This is a genomic window from Xanthomonas translucens pv. undulosa (assembly GCF_017301775.1).
Classification (GTDB): Bacteria; Pseudomonadota; Gammaproteobacteria; order Xanthomonadales; family Xanthomonadaceae; genus Xanthomonas_A; species Xanthomonas_A translucens.
Genome location: NZ_CP063993.1, coordinates 4,070,516 through 4,091,925 on the forward strand (window position 1 = coordinate 4,070,516; position 21,410 = coordinate 4,091,925).

17 protein-coding genes and 5 pseudogenes are annotated in these 21,410 nt (G+C 65.9%); 9 read left to right on the top strand and 13 right to left on the bottom strand.

Annotated elements, in window-relative coordinates; translation table 11 throughout:
* Positions 1 to 37 precede the first annotated feature (37 nt).
* Positions 38 to 236 (bottom strand): annotated as a pseudogene (locus ISN38_RS17300) (hypothetical protein); the annotation flags it as partial.
* 158 nt (positions 237 to 394) lie between these two features.
* Between ISN38_RS17300 and avrBs3 (ISN38_RS17305) the strand changes: the two are divergent.
* From avrBs3 (ISN38_RS17305) to ISN38_RS17320, 4 genes and pseudogenes are all read left to right on the top strand, one after another.
* Positions 395 to 3,613, top strand: a complete 3,219-nt coding sequence (gene avrBs3, locus ISN38_RS17305) for a type III secretion system effector avirulence protein AvrBs3 (protein WP_206711932.1) — start codon at positions 395 to 397, stop codon at positions 3,611 to 3,613.
* Positions 3,614 to 3,694: 81 nt separating this feature from the next.
* Positions 3,695 to 4,830 (top strand): IS3 family transposase gene (locus ISN38_RS17310; RefSeq protein WP_148562009.1). Its coding sequence is split into 2 segments (ribosomal slippage): positions 3,695 to 3,941 and positions 3,941 to 4,830, totalling 1,137 coding nucleotides; the frame shifts between segments, so codons are not numbered across the junction.
* Between the two features lie 160 nt (positions 4,831 to 4,990).
* Complete coding sequence (gene avrBs3, locus ISN38_RS17315; RefSeq protein WP_206711933.1) at positions 4,991 to 7,900, top strand: type III secretion system effector avirulence protein AvrBs3; 2,910 nt, start codon at positions 4,991 to 4,993, stop codon at positions 7,898 to 7,900.
* A 158-nt stretch (positions 7,901 to 8,058) separates the two neighbouring features.
* Positions 8,059 to 8,325: pseudogene (locus ISN38_RS17320) on the top strand (transposase); the annotation flags it as partial.
* A 19-nt stretch (positions 8,326 to 8,344) separates the two neighbouring features.
* Here the strand turns inward: ISN38_RS17320 and ISN38_RS17325 are convergent.
* From ISN38_RS17325 to ISN38_RS17340, 4 genes are all read right to left on the bottom strand, one after another.
* On the bottom strand, positions 8,345 to 8,581 hold the full coding sequence (locus ISN38_RS17325; RefSeq protein ID WP_230811857.1) for a hypothetical protein: 237 nt from the start codon (positions 8,579 to 8,581) through the stop codon (positions 8,345 to 8,347).
* Between the two features lie 126 nt (positions 8,582 to 8,707).
* Positions 8,708 to 9,196 (bottom strand): GNAT family N-acetyltransferase, encoded by a 489-nt coding sequence (locus ISN38_RS17330; RefSeq protein WP_047325077.1) that lies wholly within the window; start codon positions 9,194 to 9,196, stop codon positions 8,708 to 8,710.
* 3 nt (positions 9,197 to 9,199) lie between these two features.
* Complete coding sequence (locus ISN38_RS17335; RefSeq protein ID WP_003468357.1) at positions 9,200 to 9,463, bottom strand: type II toxin-antitoxin system TacA family antitoxin; 264 nt, start codon at positions 9,461 to 9,463, stop codon at positions 9,200 to 9,202.
* 510 nt (positions 9,464 to 9,973) lie between these two features.
* Positions 9,974 to 11,791 carry a DUF885 domain-containing protein gene (locus ISN38_RS17340; RefSeq protein WP_206711934.1) on the bottom strand — a complete coding sequence of 606 codons (1,818 nt, stop codon included), beginning with the start codon at positions 11,789 to 11,791 and terminating at the stop codon, positions 9,974 to 9,976.
* Between the two features lie 121 nt (positions 11,792 to 11,912).
* Here ISN38_RS17340 and ISN38_RS17345 point away from each other — a divergent pair, with 121 nt between their 5' ends.
* The gene (locus ISN38_RS17345; protein ID WP_003468364.1) at positions 11,913 to 12,170 is read left to right on the top strand and encodes a hypothetical protein; all 258 of its coding nucleotides are present in this window, start codon (positions 11,913 to 11,915) and stop codon (positions 12,168 to 12,170) included.
* 120 nt (positions 12,171 to 12,290) lie between these two features.
* On the opposite strand, the gene ISN38_RS17350 is transcribed toward ISN38_RS17345, so the two are convergent.
* Together ISN38_RS17350 and ISN38_RS17355 are read right to left on the bottom strand one after the other, a co-directional pair.
* The gene (locus tag ISN38_RS17350; protein ID WP_047325075.1) at positions 12,291 to 12,584 is read right to left on the bottom strand and encodes a hypothetical protein; all 294 of its coding nucleotides are present in this window, start codon (positions 12,582 to 12,584) and stop codon (positions 12,291 to 12,293) included.
* A 188-nt stretch (positions 12,585 to 12,772) separates the two neighbouring features.
* Positions 12,773 to 12,928, bottom strand: a pseudogene (locus ISN38_RS17355) (LysR substrate-binding domain-containing protein); the annotation flags it as partial.
* Here ISN38_RS17355 and ISN38_RS17360 point away from each other — a divergent pair.
* A pseudogene (locus ISN38_RS17360) lies at positions 12,915 to 13,151 on the top strand (EamA family transporter); the annotation flags it as partial. The pseudogenes ISN38_RS17355 and ISN38_RS17360 sit on opposite strands and share 14 nt — an antisense overlap.
* Positions 13,152 to 13,162: 11 nt before the next feature.
* Entirely contained in the window at positions 13,163 to 13,675 is a 513-nt protein-coding gene (locus ISN38_RS17365) for a DinB family protein (RefSeq protein ID WP_058358824.1), read from the top strand.
* Between the two features lie 37 nt (positions 13,676 to 13,712).
* Here the strand turns inward: ISN38_RS17365 and ISN38_RS17370 are convergent, their stop codons facing one another.
* Both ISN38_RS17370 and ISN38_RS17375 read right to left on the bottom strand, forming a co-directional pair.
* Positions 13,713 to 14,627, bottom strand: coding sequence for a peptidylprolyl isomerase (locus ISN38_RS17370; RefSeq protein WP_047325073.1), 915 nt, complete (start codon positions 14,625 to 14,627; stop codon positions 13,713 to 13,715).
* Positions 14,628 to 14,716: 89 nt separating this feature from the next.
* Positions 14,717 to 16,465 (bottom strand): XVIPCD domain-containing protein, encoded by a 1,749-nt coding sequence (locus ISN38_RS17375; RefSeq protein ID WP_206711935.1) that lies wholly within the window; start codon positions 16,463 to 16,465, stop codon positions 14,717 to 14,719.
* 134 nt (positions 16,466 to 16,599) lie between these two features.
* On the opposite strand from ISN38_RS17375, the pseudogene ISN38_RS20915 reads away from it, so the two are divergent.
* Positions 16,600 to 16,756, top strand: a pseudogene (locus ISN38_RS20915) (sensor domain-containing protein); the annotation flags it as partial.
* 137 nt (positions 16,757 to 16,893) lie between these two features.
* Here ISN38_RS20915 and ISN38_RS17385 read toward each other — a convergent pair.
* Both ISN38_RS17385 and ISN38_RS17390 read right to left on the bottom strand, forming a co-directional pair.
* On the bottom strand, positions 16,894 to 18,204 hold the full coding sequence (locus tag ISN38_RS17385; protein WP_206711936.1) for a polyhydroxyalkanoate depolymerase: 1,311 nt from the start codon (positions 18,202 to 18,204) through the stop codon (positions 16,894 to 16,896).
* Between the two features lie 63 nt (positions 18,205 to 18,267).
* On the bottom strand, positions 18,268 to 18,873 hold the full coding sequence (locus ISN38_RS17390; RefSeq protein ID WP_206711937.1) for a class I SAM-dependent DNA methyltransferase: 606 nt from the start codon (positions 18,871 to 18,873) through the stop codon (positions 18,268 to 18,270).
* Positions 18,874 to 18,954: 81 nt separating this feature from the next.
* Here ISN38_RS17390 and ISN38_RS17395 point away from each other — a divergent pair, with 81 nt between their 5' ends.
* Complete coding sequence (locus ISN38_RS17395; RefSeq protein ID WP_003468389.1) at positions 18,955 to 19,410, top strand: CopD family protein; 456 nt, start codon at positions 18,955 to 18,957, stop codon at positions 19,408 to 19,410.
* Positions 19,411 to 19,587: 177 nt separating this feature from the next.
* Here ISN38_RS17395 and ISN38_RS17400 read toward each other — a convergent pair whose 3' ends face one another.
* Entirely contained in the window at positions 19,588 to 20,346 is a 759-nt protein-coding gene (locus tag ISN38_RS17400) for a tetratricopeptide repeat protein (protein ID WP_206711938.1), read from the bottom strand.
* A 27-nt stretch (positions 20,347 to 20,373) separates the two neighbouring features.
* Entirely contained in the window at positions 20,374 to 21,333 is a 960-nt protein-coding gene (locus tag ISN38_RS17405; protein ID WP_206711939.1) for an acetyl-CoA carboxylase carboxyltransferase subunit alpha, read from the bottom strand.
* Positions 21,334 to 21,410: the final 77 nt, after the last annotated feature.

Sequence of the window (21,410 nt, forward strand, 5' to 3'; positions counted from 1 at the left end):
GTATCAGTGAGTTAGCGGATATTTCCGGGCAACAAAACTACACCGCCAACGCCAGTTCAATCCAATACGGTTCCGTGATCGGCTCCACGTCAATCAGGTGGTCCCCGGAACCGCTTCACATGGCTGGTCACGTACGGGGTGAGGAAAGCCACGTCCTCCCACGTCATCTCCCACCCCTGCCGCATCAGAGACTTCATGATTCGGGTCTGTTCGACCACGTTGTAGAACTGGCCGGCGTCTGCCGGTTTCCCGTTCCACTGCGCCTCAAACCCGGTAGTCGAGGGTTGCCAGGATTGTCGGAAGTTGTGTCCTGCTATGCGAATTTGGAGAAGCCGCGTCGGGACCAGAGACCTTAGTATCGAAGCGACGACGTTCTCTGAAAGAGGAATGCCTGATGGATCCCATTCGTTCTCGCACGCCAAGTCCTGCTCGCGAGCTTCAGGCCGGATCTCAGCCGGATGCGGTCCAGCCCATTGCGGATCGGTTGGTGTCTCCGCCTGCTGGCAGCCCGCTGGATGGCTTGCCCGCTCGGCGGACGATGTCCCGGACCCAGCTGCCGTCGCCCCCTGCAAGCGTGCCTGCGTTCTCAGCGGGCAGCTTCAGCGACCTGTTACGTCAGGTTGATTCGTCGCTTTTTGATGCATCGTTTTTTGATTCGATGCCTGCCTTCGGCGCTCATCATGCACAGGCTGCCACAGGCGAGTTGGATGAGGTGCAATCGGCTCTGCGTGCAGCCGATGACCCGCAGCCCCCCGTGCGCGTAGCTGTCACTGCCGCGCGGCCGCCGCGCGCCAAGCCGGCCCAGCGGCCACGGCGTGCTGCGCAAACCTCCGATGCTTCGCCTGCCGCGGATGTGGATCTAAGCACGTTCGGCTACAGCCAGCAGCAACAGGAGAAGATCAAACCGACGGTGCGTTCGACAGTGGCGCAGCACCACGCCGCATTGGTCGGCCATGGGTTTACACACGCGCACATCGTTGAGCTCAGCAAACACCCGGCAGCGTTAGGAACCATAGCGGCCAGGTATTCGGAGATGATTGCGGCATTGCCAGAGGCCACACACGAAGACATCGTTGGCGTCGGCAAACAGTGGTCGGGCGCACGGGCCCTGGAGACCTTGCTCATGGTGGCGGAAGAGTTGAGAGCTCCACCGTTACAGTTGGTCACAGGCCAACTCCTCAAGATTGCAAAACGTGGTGGCGTGACCGCGGTGGAGGCCGTGCATGCATCGCGCAATGCGCTGACTGGCGCCCCCCTGCACCTGACCCCGGACCAGGTGGTGGCCATCGTCAGCCACGATGGCGGCAAGCAGTCGCTGGAGACGGTGCAGCGGCTGTTGCCGGTGCTGTGCCAGCCCCCCTATGGCCTGACCCCGAACCAGGTGGTGGCCATCGCCAGCCATAATGGCGGTAAGCAGGCGCTGGAGACGGTGCAGCGGCTGTTGCCGGTGCTGTGCCAGGAGTATGGCCTGACCCCGGAGCAGGTGGTGGCCATCGCCAGCCATAATGGCGGTAAGCAGGCGCTGGAGACGGTGCAGCGGCTGTTGCCGGTGCTGTGCCAGGAGTATGGCCTGACCCCGAACCAGGTGGTGGCCATCGCCAGCCACGATGGCGCCAAGCAGGCGCTGGAGACGGTGCAGCGGCTATTGCCGGTGCTGTGCCAGCCCCCCTATGGCCTGACCCCGGAGCAGGTGGTGGCCATCGCCAGCAATCATGGCGGCAAGCTGGCGCTGGAAACGGTGGAGCGGCTGTTGCCGGTGCTGTGCCAGCCCCCCTATGGCCTGACCCCGAACCAGGTGGTGGCCATCGCCAGCAATCATGGCGGCAAGCAGGCGCTGGAGACGGTGCAGCGGCTGTTGCCGGTGCTGTGCCAGCCCCCCTATGGCCTGACCCCGGAGCAGGTGGTGGCCATCGCCAGCCATGGCGGTGCCAAGCCGGCGCTGAAGACGGTGCAGCGGCTGTTGCCGGTGCTGTGCCAGGACCATGGCCTGACCCCGGAGCAGGTGGTGGCCATCGCCAACCACGACGGCGCCAAGCAGGCGCTGGAGACAGTGCAGCGGCTGCTGCCGGTGCTGTGCCAGCCCCCCTATGGCCTGACCCCGGAGCAGGTGGTGGCTATCGCCAGCAAGGGCGGTGGCAAGCAGGCCCTGGAGACGGTGCAGCGGCTGTTGCCGGTGCTGTGCCAGCCCCCTTATGGCTTGACCCCGGACCAGGTGGTGACCATCGCCAGCAATAATGGCGGCAAGCCGGCGCTGGAGACGGTGCGGCGGCTGTTGCCGGTGCTGTGCAAGCCCCCCTATGGCCTGACCCCGAAACAGGTGGTGGCTATCGCCAGCTACGGCGGCAAGCAGTCGCTGGAGACGGTGCAGCGGCTGTTGCCGGTGCTGTGCCAGCCCCCCTATGGCCTGACCCCGGAGCAGGTGGTGGCCATTGCCAGCAATGGCGGCGGCAAGCCGGCGCTGGAGACGGTGCAGCGGCTGTTGCCGGTGCTGTGCCAGGAGTATGGCCTGACCCCGAACCAGGTGGTGGCCATCGCCAGCCACGATGGCGCCAAGCCGGCGCTGGAGACGGTGCAGCGGCTGTTGCCGGTGCTGTGCCAGGAGTATGGCCTGACCCCGAACCAGGTGGTGGCCATCGCCAGCCACGATGGCGGCAAGCCGGCGCTGGAGACGGTGCAGCGGCTGTTGCCGGTGCTGTGCAAGCCCCCCTATGGCCTGACCCCGGAGCAGGTGGTGGCCATCGCCAGCCACAATGGCGGCACGCAGGCGCTGGAAAGTATTTTTGCCCAGTTATCCAGCCCTGATCCGGCCTTGGCCGCGTTGACCAACGACCGCCTCGTCGCCTTGGCTTGCATCGGCGGACGTCCTGCGCTGGATGCGGTGAAAAAGGGATTGCCGCACGCGCCGGCATTGATCACAAGAGTCCATAACCGTGTTCCCGAAGGCACGGCCCATCTGGTTGCCGACCTCGCGCAAGTGGTTCGCGTGCTGAGTTTTTTCCAGTGCCACTCTCACCCAGCGCAAGCATTTGATGAAGCGATGAGGCAATTCGGGATGAGCAGGCACGGGTTGTTACAGCTATTTCGCCGTGTGGGCGTCACAGAACTCGAAGCCATCAGTGGAACGCTCCCCCCAGCCTCCCAGCGTTGGGACCGCATGCTTCAAGCATCAGGGAGGAAAGGGGCGAAACCGCCCTCTGCTTCGGCTCAAACTCAGGGCCAGGAGTCCTTGGATGCATTCGCCGATTCCCTGGAACGTGAACTGGACGCGCCCAGCCCAATGCACCAGGCAGGCCAGACTCTGGCAAGCAGCCGCAAACGGTCCCGATCAGAGAGTTCTGTCAACCGCTCCTCCGCACAGCAGGCTGCCGAGGTGTTCGTTCCCGAACAGCGCGATGCACCGCCTTTGCTCCCCCTCAGTAGCTGGGGTGTAAAACGCCGGCGTACCAGGATCGGCGGCCTCCCGGATCCTGGCACGCCGACGCACGGCGACCTGGCAGCGTCCAGCGCTGCGTTCTTGGAGCAAGATGCGGACCCCTTCGCAGGCGCAGCGGAAGATTTCCCGGCATTCGACCAAGAGGAGATCGCATGGTTGAAGGAGCTATTGGCTCATTGAGGCTCAGTCGGAGACTACTGAATCGCCCCGGCTTTCCTAGACACCTTGCAGCCATAATTCGCAGTAGTAAAAGGGGCGTCTATGAGCAGCAAGCGATACACGCAAGAGTTCAAGGTCGAGGCGGTCAAGCAGGTCACTGAGCGAGGGCACTCGGTCGCCGATGTGGCAAGTCGGCTCGGCATATCGATCCATAGTCTCCATGCCTGGCGGACGCAGTGCGCGAATTCGTCATCCACACATCCGGCAGCAATCGATCAGGCGTCCGAACTGCGACGGGTCAAGTCGGAGTTGCGGCGGGTCACCGAAGAGCGAGACATCCTAAAAAAGGCCGCAGCGTACTTTGCCAAACTGTCCGGGTGAGGTACGCGTTTATGCTCGACCATGAGCGGGAATTCGGCCTTCGAAGCATGTATAAGGTGTTTGGCCTGCACCCCAGCGGGTACTACGCCTGGCGAAGCAAGCCGATGTCGCCCCGTGCCAAGGATGACGCGCGTGTCCTGGGCCTGATCAAGCAGTCCTGGCTGGAAAGTGGCGGGGTGTACGGTTACCGGAAGATCACCCGTGATCTGCGCGACTTGGGTGAATCGTGCGGCAAGCATCGGACGGCACGATTGATGCGGCACGAAGGCCTGCGGGCGCAGGTGGGCTATCACCGCCGGCCGGGCATGCACGGAGGGAAGCCGGCTATCGTCGCCAACAATGAGCTGGCGCTTCAGTTCGATCCGGGCATTGCAAATCAGGCATGGGTGACCGACATCACCTACATCCGAACGCACGAAGGCTGGCTGTACCTGGCCGTGGTGCTGGATCTTTTCTCAAGGAAGATCGTGGGTTGGGCGATGCACTCAACGATGCACACCGACGTGGTGCTGCAAGCCTTGATGATGGCCGTATGGCGACGCAAGCCGCCTGCGGGGCTGCTAGTGCACTCGGATCAAGGCACGCAATTCACTGGGCACGACTGGCAAGATTTCCTGAAAGCACATGGCCTGGTCAGCAGCATGAGCCGGCGCGGCAACTGTCACGACAACGCGGTCGCCGAGAGCTTCTTTCAGCTCCTCAAACGCGAGCGCATCAAGCGCAGGATTTACGTGACGCGCGAGGAAGCCAAGTCCGACGTCTTCAACTACATCGAGATGTTCTACAACACCAGACGACAGCACGGACACAACAACGGGCTGTCTCCGGTAGAGTTCGAAAAGCAACGATCAAAATGAGGCTTCGGGGTGACTACAGAAGCCGGGGCGATTCACCCGCTAGTCGAGGGTTGTCAGGATTATCGGAAGTTGTGTCCTGCTATGCGAATTTGGAGAAGCCGCGTCGGGACCAGAGACCTTAGTATCGAAGCGACGACGTTCTCTGAAAGAGGAATGCCTGATGGATCCCATTCGTTCTCGCACGCCAAGTCCTGCTCGCGAGCTTCAGGCCGGATCTCAGTCGGATGCGGTCCAGCCCATTGCGGATCGGTTGGTGTCTCCGCCTGCTGGCAGCCCGCTGGATGGCTTGCCCGCTCGGCGGACGATGTCCCGGACCCAGCTGCCGTCGCCCCCTGCAAGCGTGCCTGCGTTCTCAGCGGGCAGCTTCAGCGACCTGTTACGTCAGGTTGATTCGTCGCTTTTTGATGCATCGTTTTTTGATTCGATGCCTGCCTTCGGCGCTCATCATGCACAGGCTGCCACAGGCGAGTTGGATGAGGTGCAATCGGCTCTGCGTGCAGCCGATGACCCGCAGCCCCCCGTGCGCGTAGCTGTCACTGCCGCGCGGCCGCCGCGCGCCAAGCCGGCCCAGCGGCCACGGCGTGCTGCGCAAACCTCCGATGCTTCGCCTGCCGCGGATGTGGATCTAAGCACGTTCGGCTACAGCCAGCAGCAACAGGAGAAGATCAAACCGACGGTGCGTTCGACAGTGGCGCAGCACCACGCCGCATTGGTCGGCCATGGGTTTACACACGCGCACATCGTTGAGCTCAGCAAACACCCGCCAGCGCTAGGGACCATAGCGGCCAGGTATTCGGAGATGATTGCGGCATTGCCAGAGGCCACACACGAAGACATCGTTGGCGTCGGCAAACAGTGGTCGGGCGCACGGGCCCTGGATGCCTTGCTCATGGTGGCGGAAGAGTTGAGAGCTCCACCGTTACAGTTGGTCACAGGCCAACTCCTCAAGATTGCAAAACGTGGTGGCGTGACCGCGGTGGAGGCCGTGCATGCATCGCGCAATGCGCTGACTGGCGCCCCCCTGCACCTGACCCCGGACCAGGTGGTGGCCATCGTCAGCAATAATGGCGGCAAGCAGGCGCTGGAGACGGTGGAGCGGCTGTTGCCGGTGCTGTGTCAGCCCCCCTATGGCCTGACCCCGGAGCAGGTGGTGGCCATCGCCAGCCACGATGGCGCCAAGCCGGCGCTGGAGACGGTGCAGCGGCTGTTGCCGGTGCTGTGCCAGCCCCCCTATGGCCTGACTCCGGAGCAGGTGGTGGCCATCGCCAGCAATGGCGGTGGCAAGCCGGCGCTGGAGACGGTGCAGCGGCTGTTGCCGGTGCTGTGCAAGGAGTATGGCCTGACCCCGGAGCAGGTGGTGGCCATCGCCAGCAATAATGGCGGCAAGCTGGCGCTGGAAACGGTGGAGCGGCTGTTGCCGGTGCTGTGCAAGCCCCCCTATGGCCTGACCCCGAAACAGGTGGTGGCTATCGCCAGCTACGGCGGCAAGCAGTCGCTGGAGACGGTGCAGCGGCTGTTGCCGGTGCTGTGCAAGCCCCCCTATGGCCTGACCCCGGAGCAGGTGGTGGCCATTGCCAGCAATGGCGGCGGCAAGCCGGCGCTGGAGACGGTGCAGCGGCTGTTGCCGGTGCTGTGCCAGGAGTATGGCCTGACCCCGAACCAGGTGGTGGCCATCGCCAGCCACGATGGCGCCAAGCCGGCGCTGGAGACGGTGCAGCGGCTGTTGCCGGTGCTGTGCCAGGAGTATGGCCTGACCCCGAACCAGGTGGTGGCCATCGCCAGCCACGATGGCGCCAAGCAGGCGCTGGAGACGGTGCAGCGGCTGTTGCCGGTGCTGTGCCAGCCCCCCTATGGCCTGACCCCGGAGCAGGTGGTGGTCATCGCCAGCAATAATGGCGGCAAGCAGGCGCTGGAGACGGTGCAGCGGCTGTTGCCGGTGCTGTGCCAGCCCTCCTATGGCCTGACCCCGGAGCAGGTGGTGGCCATCGCCAGCAATCATGGCGGCAAGCAGGCGCTGGAGACGGTGCAGCGGCTGTTGCCGGTGCTGTGCCAGCCCCCCTATGGCCTGACCCCGAACCAGGTGGTGGCCATCGCCAGCCACGATGGCGGCAAGCCGGCGTTGGAGACGGTGCAGCGGCTGTTGCCGGTGCTGTGCCAGCCCCCCTATGGCCTGACCCCGAACCAGGTGGTGGCCATCGCCAGCCACGATGGCGGCACGCAGGCGCTGGAAAGTATTTTTGCCCAGTTATCCAGCCCTGATCCGGCGTTGGCCGCGTTGACCAACGACCGCCTCGTCGCCTTGGCTTGCATCGGCGGACGTCCTGCGCTGGATGCGGTGAAAAAAGGATTGCCGCACGCGCCGGCATTGATCACAAGAGTCCATAACCGTGTTCCCGAAGGCACGGCCCATCTGGTTGCCGACCTCGCGCAAGTGGTTCGCGTGCTGAGTTTTTTCCAGTGCCACTCTCACCCAGCGCAAGCATTTGATGAAGCGATGAGGCAATTCGGGATGAGCAGGCACGGGTTGTTACAGCTATTTCGCCGTGTGGGCGTCACAGAACTCGAAGCCATCAGTGGAACGCTCCCCCCAGCCTCCCAGCGTTGGGACCGCATGCTTCAAGCATCAGGGAGGAAAGGGGCGAAACCGTCCTCTGCTTCGGCTCAAACTCCAAGCCAGGAGTCCGTGGATGCATTCGCCGATTCCCTGGAACGTGAACTGGACGCGCCCAGCCCAATGCACCAGGCAGGCCAGACTCTGGCAAGCAGCCGCAAACGGTCCCGATCAGAGAGTTCTGTCAACCGCTCCTCCGCACAGCAGGCTGCCGAGGTGTTCGTTCCCGAACAGCGCGATGCACCGCCTTTGCTCCCCCTCAGTAGCTGGGGTGTAAAACGCCGGCGTACCAGGATCGGCGGCCTCCCGGATCCTGGCACGCCGACGCACGGCGACCTGGCAGCGTCCAGCGCTGCGTTCTTGGAGCAAGATGCGGACCCCTTCGCAGGCGCAGCGGAAGATTTCCCGGCATTCGACCAAGAGGAGATCGCATGGTTGAAGGAGCTATTGGCTCATTGAGGCTCAGTCGGAGACTACCTGATTGACGTGGAGCCGATCACGGAACCGTATTGGATTGAACTGGCGTTGGCGGTGTAGTTTTGTTACCCAGAAATGCCCGATAAATCACTGATAAAATAGGTGAAATCCGATCTTGTGAGTCATTTTTACACGTCTGTCGACTGAACCCCGACAAGGCCTACGACATGGATCGGTGCCGGGACCACCTGAAGCGACGAGGGGTGACTCCACGCATCGCCCGCAAGGGGGTGAAACGCAACGATCGCCTGGGCCGATACCGCTGGGGAGTTGAACGCACGCATGTCTGGTTTGCCGGCATGGGAAAACTGCGGACCCGCTTCGAACGCCGGATTGATATCCACCTGGCTCTGCTGTCCATGGCCTGTTGCGTCATCTGCCTACGGCGACTTCCAGAGTTTTGTTAGCCGCTCTAAATCCCCACCTTCAATAGTCCACCGCTAAAGCCCCGCCAAAGAGACTCGTGGCATCTTTTGCAATAGAAATGGCCTTGCGTACTTCCCTGCTCGTCAAATCCAAGGCTCTCAGCTTGCCCTTCACTTCGGCGACGGATTCGATTCGTCGATAGGCTTTAGCGTGCGTTTCTGCGTAAGCAGCCAATCCCTGCAACTTGGGCAGCGCATCGGCCAAGTGCAGGCCATGGGGGTCAACAAGGTCAACCACGACTTTTCCATCCTGCTCGGCGAAGAAGATGAAGTCCGGGCGTACGATCTCGTACTGGTCGCCGTTGATATAGGCGACTCCCAGCGACGACTGCCCAGGCTGCCCAGGATTTCGTTACCAATGTGTTCATGCATTCCCTAACGGCAAATACAACGTATGCGAATTCGCTGTGGCTTCGCGGAAGCCATAGGCGCGATAGAAACGGGCCGCGTCCTCGTGCAGTGCATCCACCAGCAGCATGCGCACACCTAGCTGCTCGCGCAGCCCCAGGCTACGCGCCACGGCATGCGCCAGCAGGTAATTACCATGCCCCTTGCCCTGCTCACTGGCCGAGACGGCAAGTCGCCCCATGCGAATGGCCGGCACCGGGTAGGTGGGCAGGCGCTTTCGATCCACCTCCTGCAAGTCGGTCAGCAGAAGCTGGGCAGCGGATAGGCTGTAGTAGCCGAGGATGCGGGTCGGATCGGCGTCATCCACAAGGACATGCGTGGTGCTGATGCCGTCGCGATGGTGTTGGGCGGCCTGCTGGCGCAGGTAGGCATCCAGCGTCGGCTCACCACACTTGAATCCGTCGCGGTTGTGCCGCTTGGGCTTGAGTTGCTCGACAACCAGCACGAATCAGACCTGCCCGGCGCGGGCGAGGGCTTTCTTCAGCTTGGCATTGGGCTGGAAGGGGGCATCCAGCGCCTTGAGGAAGCGCCGGGACTCTTCCGCAGACAGGGTGAAAGTCAGTTCGGCAGCCATGACGCTTTCGGCTTCGCGCAGTACCGCGTCGCGCACGAAAGCGGACAGCGGCACGCCTCGCAGGTTGGCGGCACGGGTAATACGCGCCTTGTCCGTAGGGTTCAGGCGCAGGTCGAGACGGGCGGCAGCAGTGGTCATGGCGGTTCTCCTTGTACGGAATAATACCGTACAAGGGCCGCAAGTCAATCGCTAGTCCAGGACTTCACTGGCTGGTGTGGCCCTGAAGCGATGGCGCAGGCCAGTGCCCCCAGCTCTTCTCGCGCCGAATCAGAAGCTGCGCTTGCGCATTCGTTTCAGCAGCTCGGGGTGACTACTCAGTCCGTTCATGGTCTGGATCATGCCCGCGACCCATTCGTCGACCGTGAGGGCTAGCAAGGGCGGAAAGGGAGCCTGCGCGTTGCCAACAGCAGGCGGTCGCCTAGGATCGTCAGCGCGCTTGGTCGTGGCGTCGTTTGGTCGCATCTTGGCTAAATCCCTGCGTCGCTCATCAAGTTAGCAACAGAGGTTCCGGAATGAGGCGTGGAAAACAGACCGGGTGTGGAACTCGGCAATGCGCGCCGCTAGGCTTTCGCTTCTCGATGGATCACCGAAACGATCAGCGTGCTGTGGGCCGCTTTTCCCGGGTCCCCGGTCCCGAGTCCCCGACGACTACTGAATCGGCTCATCCAGCATCAACTCGCGCACGAAGCGTACCGGCGGCGCGCCGTAGGACAGCACCTGGTCGTGGTACGCCTTCAGATCGAAGGTGTCGCCGAGCTTGGCCTGCATCGCCTTGCGCAGGTCCAGGTGTTCCTGCACGCCGACGAAGTAGGTCGGCAGCTGCGCCGAGCTCAGCTGCGCGCGCAACCACTTGCCTTCGGCTTCGCTCTGCTGCTGGAAGGTGTCGTGCACCATCAGCCGCAGTGCCTGTTCCTTGCTCCAGTGGTCCACGTGCACGCCCTGGTCCAGCAGCGCGTTGGCCAGGGTGCGCAGGTAGAACTTCAGTTGCATCAGATGGAACAGCGGATCGTTGTCCAGGTAGCCCTGCTCCTGCATCATCCGTTCGGTGTACACCGCCCAGCCCTCGGCGAACGTGCCCGAACGCAGCACGCCGCGCAGGGTCGAGGGAAACTTGGTCGAGTGCCAGCCTTCCACGTAGTGGCCGGGCACGCCTTCGTGGATGCTCAGCAGGTGGATCATGCGGCCGTTGTATTCGCGCAGGAACGACTCGGCCTGCTGCGCGCTCCAGTCGTCGGGAATCGGCGACACCGCGTAGAAGGTCTTCAGGTTCTTGTCCAGCGGGCCGGGCGAGTCGCAGTACGCCACCGCTACGCCGCGCTGGAACTCGGGCATCAGGATGATGTCCACCGGCGCGTCGGGCAGGGTCAGCAGGTCCTTGGCGCGGACGAATTCGGTAGAGGCCGCCAGCGACGCCTTGGCGTCCTCGACCACCTTGTCCCGCGCCGGATGCTGCGCATACGCCAGCTCCAGCGCCGCTTCGATCGCGGCCTGCTGCTGCGCGTCGCTCGGTGCATCGACCAGCGTCGGCGCGTTCGGGCGGTCCTTGAGCACGGTGCGGGCGATGCCGTACATCTCCTCGCGCACGCGCTTGAGCTCGGCCTCGGCGCGCTGCTTGATCTCGGCGCGCGACAGCGAGGAGTTGAGCGCGAATTTCAGTTTCTGGTCGTATTTCTCCGCACCGATGCGGAAATCGCCCTTGGCGTTGGGTACCAGGGTCTTGTCCAGCCAGGTCTGCTGTTCGGCCACCGCTTTCTTCAGCCCGTCGATCGCCGCCTGCAGGCGCCGCGCGTCGGCATCTGGCAGTTCCTTGACGTGCGGTGCGATGAACGTATCGACGATGCTGAGGATGCCCTGGTTCTGCTTGGCCACGGTCTTGGCGTGGATCTCCGGTACCCGTGCCGGATCCAGGTTCGCGCGCGCCTGCGCGAACAGCGCAGGGATCTTTTCCATGCGCGCGGTGGCGGACTTCAGCCGCTCCGGCAGCGGCGCGAATTCGCGCGCCATCAGCCCGTAGATCGCGCCGCCTGCCAGGCCGGTGTACACCTGCGGATCCCAGGCCCAACTCTGCGAGACCTCACTGCTCCAGATGTCCGACTGCAATTGGTTGCGCAGGATCGCCGCATCCACCTGGTTTTCGCGCGAGAGCTTGGTCACCTGCAGCTTGTCAAGGTCGGCCAACACCTGCTTGCTCGCGTCCAGGCTCTTCCGCCGGCCGGCGGCGCTGAGGTCGTCCAGCTCGCTGTCGTAGCGGTGATCGCCGGTCTGGGTGGCACCGACCGGGGACAGCTGCATCCAGGTGTCCACGGCACGCTTGGACAACGCGGCGAAGGCGGCGTCGGCAGCCGGGTCGGCAGCATCGGCGGCCGCGCCGGGCATGGCGGCGGGCGCCACGGCCGGTGCGTCGGCGGGCTTCTGGCAGCCGGCCAGGGCGGCGAGCAGGGCAGTAGCGAGCAGGTGCTTGCGCATTGGGTTTCCTGTGGTGGTCGATTCCCAAGCATAGGCGGCCGCCGCAGCGCGCGCACCTGCCGTTGGATTACCCTGGTGTTTCATCCACCTGTCGGCGAAGCTGGCCGAACTCGATACGCAATTGCTGGCCGCCAGCCAGGACGCGGCGCAGCAGCGTCGGCGCATCGAGACGCAGCGCTTGATCGTGCAGTTCGCCGCGCCCGCTGGCGAACGCAGCCGCAGCGAGATCGGTGAGGCGTTCGCCGAGACCGGGTCGCTCTTCGCCGCTGCCACCGCCTGGGCGATCCGTGCGCTCGCGGCCCTGGCGCCGTTCGTGGTGCTGGGTGGCGCGATCCGGTGGCGGCTCGCCTGGCTGCGCCGGCGCCGCGGGCGCGTTTAGCAAGCTGGCGCTTTCCAGGGCGTCACTTGTAGGGCGGCTTCAGCCGCGACAGCCTCTATCGGTAACGCCCGTCGCGGCTGAAGCCGCTCCTACAGGGCTTTGGTGCCGAGAGAGGGGGGGCTAGCCTTCGTCCTGCTCGAACTCCACGATCACTTCCAGGTCGAACGCCAATGCTTCCACCGCCTCGCGCACCTTCAGCGCGGTGGCGGTGTTGCCGGCTTCGATCTCCACTTCGTGGGTGCCCGGACCCTGGTCGTCGGGCAGTCCGGCGGAGCTGGAATCGTCGTCGTCCATCTGGTTCATCAGATCGTCGATTTCCTCGACATGCTCGATGCCTTCCAGGCTGCCGAGCAGGTTGATGATGGCGCGTGCGTCGTCTTCGCTGCCGGTGATGCGGATACGGAGCAGGGGCATGTGCCTTCCTCTGGGGAATGAAAGGCAAGGCTAGGCAGACGCCGGCTAAGGCGAAGTGAAGTGATGACGGCTCAGCGCGCACGGCGCCGCGCTGCCCACTGCGGCGCGGTCACTGCGTCCGGCACCCGTATCGGACAGCATGGCGATGTCGGCGATGGCCCGCTCGCGCACCTCCGCGCGGAGACTGTCGCGGCTGAAGCTCCTACAAAAGCACGCGACCAGGCGAGCTGGCTCGCCCTCGGCGGCAATCCGAGCAGCTCCGCCGGCAGCGCCGACATCGGCGTGCGTTCGTCCAGCGCTTCGCGCTTGAGCCAGTGGATGAACTGGCTGACGGCCGGGCTGAGCGTGGCGCCGGCGGCGTTCGCCGGCGCCGCCGCCTCGCTGCTGATGTACTACCGGCTGATCCAGCGCATCGGCCCGGCGCGCGCGTCCACGGTGACCTATCTGGTGCCGGTGTTCGGCGCGCTGCTGTCCTGGTCGATCCTCGGCGAGCCGTTGACCTGGAGCATGCTGCTGGCCGGCGTGCTGATCCTGGGCAGCGTCGCCTTCAGCCAGCGCGCGCGTTGAAGGACCGACCGATGACCGCTTCCCTGCTCGTATCGCAATTCGCCTACAAGGCCTGGGCCAACGCCGAGCTGTTGCAGGCGTTGGCGCAGATCGATGTGGACGCCTATCCGGCGCAACGTCAGCGCGCGATCCGGCTGTTGAATCACACCTACGTGGTGGACCGGATCTTCGCCGCGCATCTGGACGGCGGCACGCATGCGTTCACGGACAGCAACACGCCGCAGACGCCGGCGCTGGAGGCATTGCGCGCGGCCGTCGCCGAATCCGACCGGTGGTATGCCGGCTACGTCGCCCCGCTCGACACGGCCGCATTGCAGCAGTCGCTCGCATTCCGCTTCACCGATGGCGATGCCGGCCGCATGACCCGCGAGGAAATGCGGTGCCACGTACTGGCGCATGGCGCCTATCACCGCGGCAACATCGCCATCCTGCTCAGCGAGTGCGCGGTGGAGCCGCCGCGCGAGTTGTTCACCCGCTTCCTGCATGCGCGCGACCCCGAGCGCCGCGGCGCAGCGCTGGGCTGAGCGCCGGCGGTGCAGCAGTGCGCCGCCGGCTGGCGCATTACTGCGGCGGCGTGCGTACCGGCAGCGGCACGTTGCACAGGTCGATGTGTCCGGCCGGGCGTTTGTAGAAATCGTCCCTGCGGTTGCGCCGCGCTTCGGCCACGTCGCGGAAGGTCTGGGTGTCGGTGCGCAGCAGCTGCAGCGGAGTGCGCTCGGCCTCGGGCAGGTCGCTGGCGAGCTTGATCGCGCGGATCGGCGTGCGCTGTTCGGGCTTGGCATAAAAGCCCATCGGGTCCGGTCCGCGCGGAATCACGCTGAGCAGTTCCATGCCCTTGACCACGCGCCCGACCACGGTGATGTTGCGGTCCAGCTGCCGCGGCGATTGCCCGGTGACCACGTATAGCTCGGCGCCGATGCTGCTGTCCTCGTCATTGTTGCGGCCGGCGCCGAGGGTGCCGTAGCAGTGCGCCAGCCACGCGGTGCCGTCCTTGGGATCGCGTGCGGCCGGAAAGCCGTCGACGAAGCCCACTTGCGGCGCCCAGCCGTCGCGGTCCGGCAGCGCCTGGAACGCCAGGCCCGCGGCCGGGCGCTGGAACTCGGCGGGCAGGTGGCGCTTGGCCGAACCCAGCGGCTTGGCCTTGTCCGCCTCCTCGCCGTCGGGATCGCCGAACTGCACCACGAAGTTGTCCTGCGAACGGTAGATGCTCAGGCCGTCCCAGAAGTGCTCGTGGGCCAGGGTGCGGATATTGCCGACATGCTGCGGCGCGAACGCCGGCGCCAGTTCGATGATGACGCGACCGGCGTCCAGGTCCAGATACAGGGTGTTGGCCGGATCCAGCGTGCGCCAGTCGCCGGGCTTGGACGCGTCCAGGATCTGCTGCGGACTGCGGTATGGCGCGGCCGGCGCGGCCGCCAGTGCGCAGGCGGCGGACGACAGCAACGCGAGGGCGAGCAGGGTGGGGTGCAAGGGCATGGCGGCAGCCTGGAGGACGGTGGCTGATTCTTACCCAGCCACCGCCGTTGCGCCAATGCCGCCGTTGCGTAGCCTGCGTGCCGCCGGACTCAGCGCGCCGGTGCGCGCTGCGCGGCGGCCGGCGTCTCCTGCGCGGCGGCTACCGCGGACTGTTGTGCCGTCGCATTCAAGGCATTGAGCTGGCGCACGCTGTCCTGCAGCGGCGTGGCCGTGGCGACCTGTGCGTCCACGTAGGCGGTGCGTTTGTCCGCCGACATCGGGTCGCCCTGTACCGCGAACACGCGCCCTGCGTCGTTGCGCAGCACATGATCGATCCGGGTCAGGCCTTCGCGCCTGGCCGCCAGCAGCAGGTGCGTGGCCAGTTGCGGATCGGCTGGCGTCAAGCGGGCGTCGATCATGCGCTGCATCGCATGGTCCGGATGCGCGGGGTCGCGCGGATCGGACGGCGCGTTCGTCGGTGCTGTCCGCGTTGCGGCCGCGGGGCTGTCGATGCCGGCGTCGATCCGGGTCGGCGCACCGCTGGGCGCGACGTCGGCATCGGCGGCGACGTGGAGCAGGCGTTCGCTCAGGCCATGCGGGGAATTGCTGAGCGTGCGCGCCAGATCGAGCGCGAACGCCTGGTTGCTCATGCGGGCGTAGGCGCCGGCCTGCTCGCGATCGAACGGGCGCGCCTGCGCTGCCTGTGCGTACTGCTGGCGCAGTGCGCCCATCTGCGCTTCCGAGAAGTTCAGGCTCAGGTCCTGGCCGGCGGCGATGGCGTCGTCGTCGGCGTCCTTCCTGGCCAGCGCGGCATTGAGCAGTTGCGCCTGATTGGCGTCGACCTTGCCGAAGCCGAGCTGGTAGCGCCGCGCCGCGACGTGTTCGCTGCCGGCGGCGTCGAACTGGCGGGTCAAGGTGAGCGGCACGTTGTCGGCGTACTGCAGCTTGCTGGTGACGGTGCTGCTGCCATCGACCTGGGTGGCACGCACGTCCTCCCCGCTAGTGCGCTGCCCGGCCAGGTCCAGGCTCAGCGGTCCCAGGCCGAGTTTGGCGCGGGTCTGCGAGCTCATGCTCAGGGTGTCGATCCGCTGCGCGTCGCTGACCCCGGGCGCCTGCGCCGGCAACTGGCCGCTGCCGAGGAAATCGCGGTAGGCGGCCTGCGCCTGCCGGTCGCGCAGGTCGAAGGTCGCGGTGTGCATGCTGGCCTGGCCCAATGCGTCCTGGCGGCCGAGCATGGCCTGCGCGACTGGGGTCTTCAGCCCGAGCATGCCGATGCGTTCGATCGCCTCGGTCGGTCCGATCGCCACCCGCACGTGGCACGGGTCCAGGCGCTGCGCGGTGTAGCTCACGCCTGCTGCATCGGTGTGTTCGCTGCTGCTGGCGAAGCTGCGGAACGCGGTCTCCAGCGAGGTCCGAACGAAGGCTTGGCCGTCGAGCCTGACGCTTCCATTGACCGGGATGGTGAGCGGATCGAACGGATTGACTGCACGCGCGGCCTCGGCGCTGGCGTCGCCGGGCAGCGTGACGTTGTAGCGCGCGCGCTCGCCGAGCTGGCTGGTGCTGCTGAGGCTGGCGGCGTTGCGGCCGCTGCTGGCGGCGTCGAACTGCTGGCCCTGGCGGAATTCCATCTCCAGGCCGAACTCGGTTTTGTCGTCGGCGCCGCGCCGGCTGGCGCCCACGCTCTGGGTGCAAACGAGCTGGTGCGCGAGCGGCCCGCTGCGTCCCAGCGACTGCGTGTGCTCCACGCTGACGCTGCCGTCGGCCGGATTCCATTTCAACGGACCGGCGTTGCCGCTGCCGGTAGCGCTGGCGAAGGTGGGGTCGGTGGCCTGGGCGGCGGCGGGCGTCGTCGAACTCATGCATTCCTCTTGGATGGCGCCCGCCGGCGCGAGCGGCGTGGAGGATAGTCAGGCCGATGTTGCCGATGCGTCAGGCGTTCGTTATGCCCGCTATGACTACCGGCACATTCGCTATACCCAACGCAACACGGCGGCTGTCGCTGGTCACCGGCATCTTCTACTTCACCTGGGTGATCGCCGGGGTCTGCGTGTCGCTGGGCATGCTGGCGCTGCTCATCGGCGTGCCGTTGCTGATGCTGCGCTTCGGTGCGGCTGCTGTCGCTACTGGAAGGGCGCATCGTCGAGGTGCTGCGGTTCGCCACGCTGCACTTGGCGCGTGCGGTCGGCAAGCATGCACGACATGCTAGCCAAGCACCTGTTGGTGCACAGCTCGGCGCAATGACATTGACGCTGCGGCCGGCAAGCGCCGGCCGCGAGCGGGACGCCGCTCAGCCGGCCTTGCGGCTGCCGCGGCGCTTGAGCGGGGTGACGTTGCCGCCCGGCGCCTGCGCCGTGGCCGACGCGCTGGCGGCGATGAACGCACGCACCTGCGGATAGACGATGTCGCGCCAGCGGCGGCCGCTGAAGATGCCGTAATGGCCGGCGCCCTCCACTTCCAGATGCTGGCGGCGCTGCGCGGCGATGCCGGTGCACAGGTCCTGCACGGCAGCGGTCTGGCCCAGGCCGGAGATGTCGTCCAGTTCGCCTTCGATGCTGAGCAGCGCGGTGTCGCAGATCGCCGCCGGATCCACGCGTTCGCCGCCGATCACCCATTGCCCGCGCGGCAGCAGGAATTCCTGGAACACCACCCGGATCGTGTCCAGGTAGTAGCGCGCCGGCATGTCCAGCACCGCGTTGTATTCGTCGTAGAAACGGCGGTGCGCCTCGGCATCCTGCAGGTCGCCCTTGACCAGGTCGGCGTAGAAATCCCAGTGCGACATGAAGTGCCGGCTGGGGTTCATCGCCAGGAACCCGGTGTGCTGCAGGAAGCCCGGATACACCGCGCGGCCATGCCCCGGATACGCCTGCGGCACGGTGTGGATGACATTGTGCTCGAACCACGACAGCGGATTGCGCGTGGCCAGGTTGTTGACCTGGGTCGGGCTGCGGCGCGCATCGATCGGCCCGCCCATCATCACCAGCGAGCGCGGCGTGGGCTCGCCGCGCCCGGCCATCAGCGACACCGCGGCCAGCACCGGCACGGTCGGCTGGCACACGCTGATCACGTGCAGCGTGTCGGCGCCGATGTGGCGGATGAAGTCCTGCACGTAGTTGACGTAGTCGTCCAGGCCGAAATCGCCGTCGCTTTGCGGCACCATGCGCGCGTCGATCCAGTCGGTGACGTAGACCTTGTGGTCGCGCAGCAGCGTGCGCACGGTATCGCGCAGCAGCGTGGCGTGGTGCCCGGACAGCGGCGCCACCACCAGCACCGTCGGCTGCTGCTTGAGTCCGGCCACGACCTTGGCGTCGTCGCTGAAACGCTTGAAGCGCAGCAGGCGGCAGAACGGCTTGCGCAGCACTTCTTGCTCGACGATCGGCAGCGGGTGGCCGTCGACCTCGACGTGGTCCAGCGCCCAGGCCGGCTTCTCGTAGTCCTTGCCGAGCCGGTGCAGCAGTTCGTTGCTGGCGGCAAGGCGTTCGGCGCCCGGGAGCGTGGCCCACAGGCTATTGGCGTCGGAGAAGATCTTGGCGTTGGCCGCTGCCTGGTGGACCCAGGGGGCGAGCAGGTTGCGGGTCAGTTCGTGCCACTGGTAGAGCATGCCGGTGTTTCCATCCTGAGCGTATGCTGCCGTGCAGCATATCTTATCCGGGGTGGTTGCACCTTAATGGGGCGCCAGGCCAATCGTTTCCAGCGCCGCTGCATCCCCCGCCAGCGCTGGCGATAGCCAGCAATGACTGCCGACCGGGCGCAGCCCGAGTGCACCAAACTGGCGCCGGTACCAGCGCGCCGGACGCGGCTGGAAGCCGGCATGGTCGCCGTCGAAGTCGTCCTCGCTGGCGAAGGTCTCCAGGAATGCGACTCCGCCGCACAGGTCGGCCAGGCCCGGCAGGCCCTGGCGCAGTTCGCGGTTGGGCACGTAGTGCAGCACGTCCGAACACACCAGCAGGTCCACCGGCGGGCACGGCCGCAGCCAGGCGAAATCGCCGAACCGCGCCGGGCGCAGGTCGCGATGGCGGCCGTAGCGCGCGATCGCGTATGCGCTGCTGTCGAAGCCCAGGTAGCGCAGTTTCGGCCGCAGCTTCAGCAGCGGCGCGCGCCAGGCGCCTTCGCCGCAGCCGATGTCGAGCACGCTGCGGATCGGCCGTTCCAGGTAGTACTCGGCCTGGGCGACGGCGAGCGCGACCTTGCGCGCCAGGCGCGCGTTGCCGCCGATATCGTTGCGGCGATACCAGCGCTGGAAATAGTCGGCGTCGTACTGTTTGTCCATGCGGGATCGTGGTCCGTGCGGGGGCGATGCGAATCGGCGAAAATAGCGTGACATCCTACGCCAGCGACCCGGAGCCAGCGCATGCACCTCTACCTGTGGATCAAGTCCTTGCACCTGTTGTTCGTGGTCGCATGGATGGCGGCGGTGTTCTACCTGCCGCGGATCCTGGTCAACATCGCCGAGAGCGCAGGGCAGCCAGAGGTACAGGCACGGCTGGTGTTGATGGGGCGGCGCCTGTACCGCTTCGGCCACATGATGTTCGGCCTGGCGCTGCTGCTGGGGCTGACGCTGTGGCTGGGCTACAAGGTGTTGCCCGATTTCCCGACCATGGTCGTACCCGGCCACAGCGGCTGGCTGCACGCCAAGCTGGGGCTGGTGGCGCTGATGCTCGGCTATTACATCTTCAGCGGGCGCTGGCTCAAGGGCGTGGGCCAGGCGCGCGCGCTGCCGTCCGCGCGCGCGCTGCGCCTGTTCAACGAACTGCCGGTGCTGGCGCTGCTGGTGGTGATCTGGTTGGTGTTGGCGAAGCCGTTCTAAGTGCTCGGGACCCGGGACCCGGGACCCGGAATATGCGTGGGGCTGACCCGGTGACGGCGTGCCCGGGCCACTGGAGCGTTTTGGGCGACGGATGCTGTAGAGCTTCAGGGAATGCGCGTCGCCCCTGATGGCCGATGCGGCCAGAAGTCGCGCGCACCGCTGTTGGGGCGCAATGCGCTAGGTGCTGGCGCTGTCGAGTCGCTTGAGTTCCCTGCTGGCCAGGTCGATCCACTGGCGTTGGTCGCGCTGGTAGTAGCGCGGGGCCAGGCGGGAGCGCTTGAGCACTTCGTTTAACACGTCGCCGGCGCGCTGCGGCTGGCCCGCGCGCTGCAGCAGTTGCGCGTAGCGTACGCGCGCTTCTTCGCCGGGGTAGTCGTCGGCGAGCGCGGCGTATTCTTCCAGCGCCGCGTCGGTCTGGCCCAGCGCTTCGGTGGCGCGCGCGTAGAGCAGGTGGCCGTCGTGCGAGCGGAACTGCGGGTTGGCGGCGATCAGCCGGTCCAGCGTGGCTTTCACCGCGGCCGGTTGCTCCAGGCCGAACTGCGCCTTGGCCAGTCCCAGCAGCAGCCACGGGTCGTCGCGGTGGATGCCGCGCAAGCCGCTCTCGAACACCTCGGCGGCCTGTGCGTATTCGCCGTTGCCCAGGTGCACCTCGGCCAATTGCCGGCGGTTGTCCACGGTGTCGGCCAGCTCCAGGCGATTGCCGGCGGTGCGCGTGTCGCGGTTCGGGTCGAGGGTGGCGCCGACCTTGCGCAGGTGGCGGCGCGCGCGCGGATCGTTGCGCCATTGCGGCAGCAGTTCGGCGATCACGTAGGTCAGGATCCCCAGATACGAAAAGATCAGCAGGATGAAGATCCAGTACAGCGGGCGGCCGCTGCGCACCACGTGCACGCAGCAGGCCAGCTGCAAGGCCAGCGACAACAGGACGATCGGATTCATGGACAACGCTTCCTTGTGTCGTTGCGATCAGGCCGCTTCGTACGCCCCGTAGCCGCGCAGGCGCTCGTAGCGCTTCTGCAGCAACTGCTCGACCGGCAGCTTTTCCAGCGCGTCCAGTTCGTTGAGCAGCACCGCCTTCAGGCGCCTGGCCATTTGCGTGGGGTTGCGGTGCGCGCCGCCGATCGGCTCGCGCACCACCTTGTCGACCAGGCCCAGCGCGGACAGGCGCTTGGCGGTCAGGCCCAGTTGCTCGGCGGCGTCCTTGGCCTTGGCGGCGTCCTTCCACAGGATCGAGGCGCAGCCTTCCGGCGAGATCACCGAATAGGTGCCGTATTCCAGCATCAGCGTGCGGTCGCCGACGCCGATCGCCAGCGCGCCGCCGGAGCCGCCTTCGCCGATCACGGTGCAGATCACCGGCACCTTCAGTTCGGCCATCTCCAGCAGATTGCGCGCGATCGCCTCGCTCTGGCCGCGCTCTTCGGCGCCGATGCCGGGGTAGGCGCCGGGGGTGTCGATGAAGGTCAGCAGCGGCAGTTTGAAGCGCTCGGCCAGCTTCATCAGCCGCAGCGCCTTGCGGTAGCCCTCCGGACGCGGCATGCCGAAATTGCGCGCGACCTTGCTCTTGGTGTCGCGGCCCTTCTGGTGGCCGATGATGACCACCGGGCGCCCGTCGATGCGGCCCAGGCCGCCGATGATGGCCTTGTCGTCGGCGAACGCGCGATCGCCGGCCAGCTCCTGGAATTCGTCGCAGAACACGTTGATGTAGTCCAGCGTGTACGGCCGCTGCGGATGCCGCGCCAGCTGCGAGATCTGCCACGACGACAGGTCGCGGAAGATCTGCGCGGTGCGCACCCGCAGCTTGTCCTGCAGCGCGCGCACCTCGGTGTCGACGTTGACCGCCGGGCCGGTGCTGGCGTTGCGCAGTTCCTGGATCTTGGCTTCCAGATCGGCGATGGGTTGCTCGAAGTCGAGGTAGTTCGGATTCATTGGAGGCCGTCGTGAACGTAAGGGGCGCAGTTTAGCCGAACCGATGCGGTTGGCCCGTACGGGGGGGTAGTGAGGGG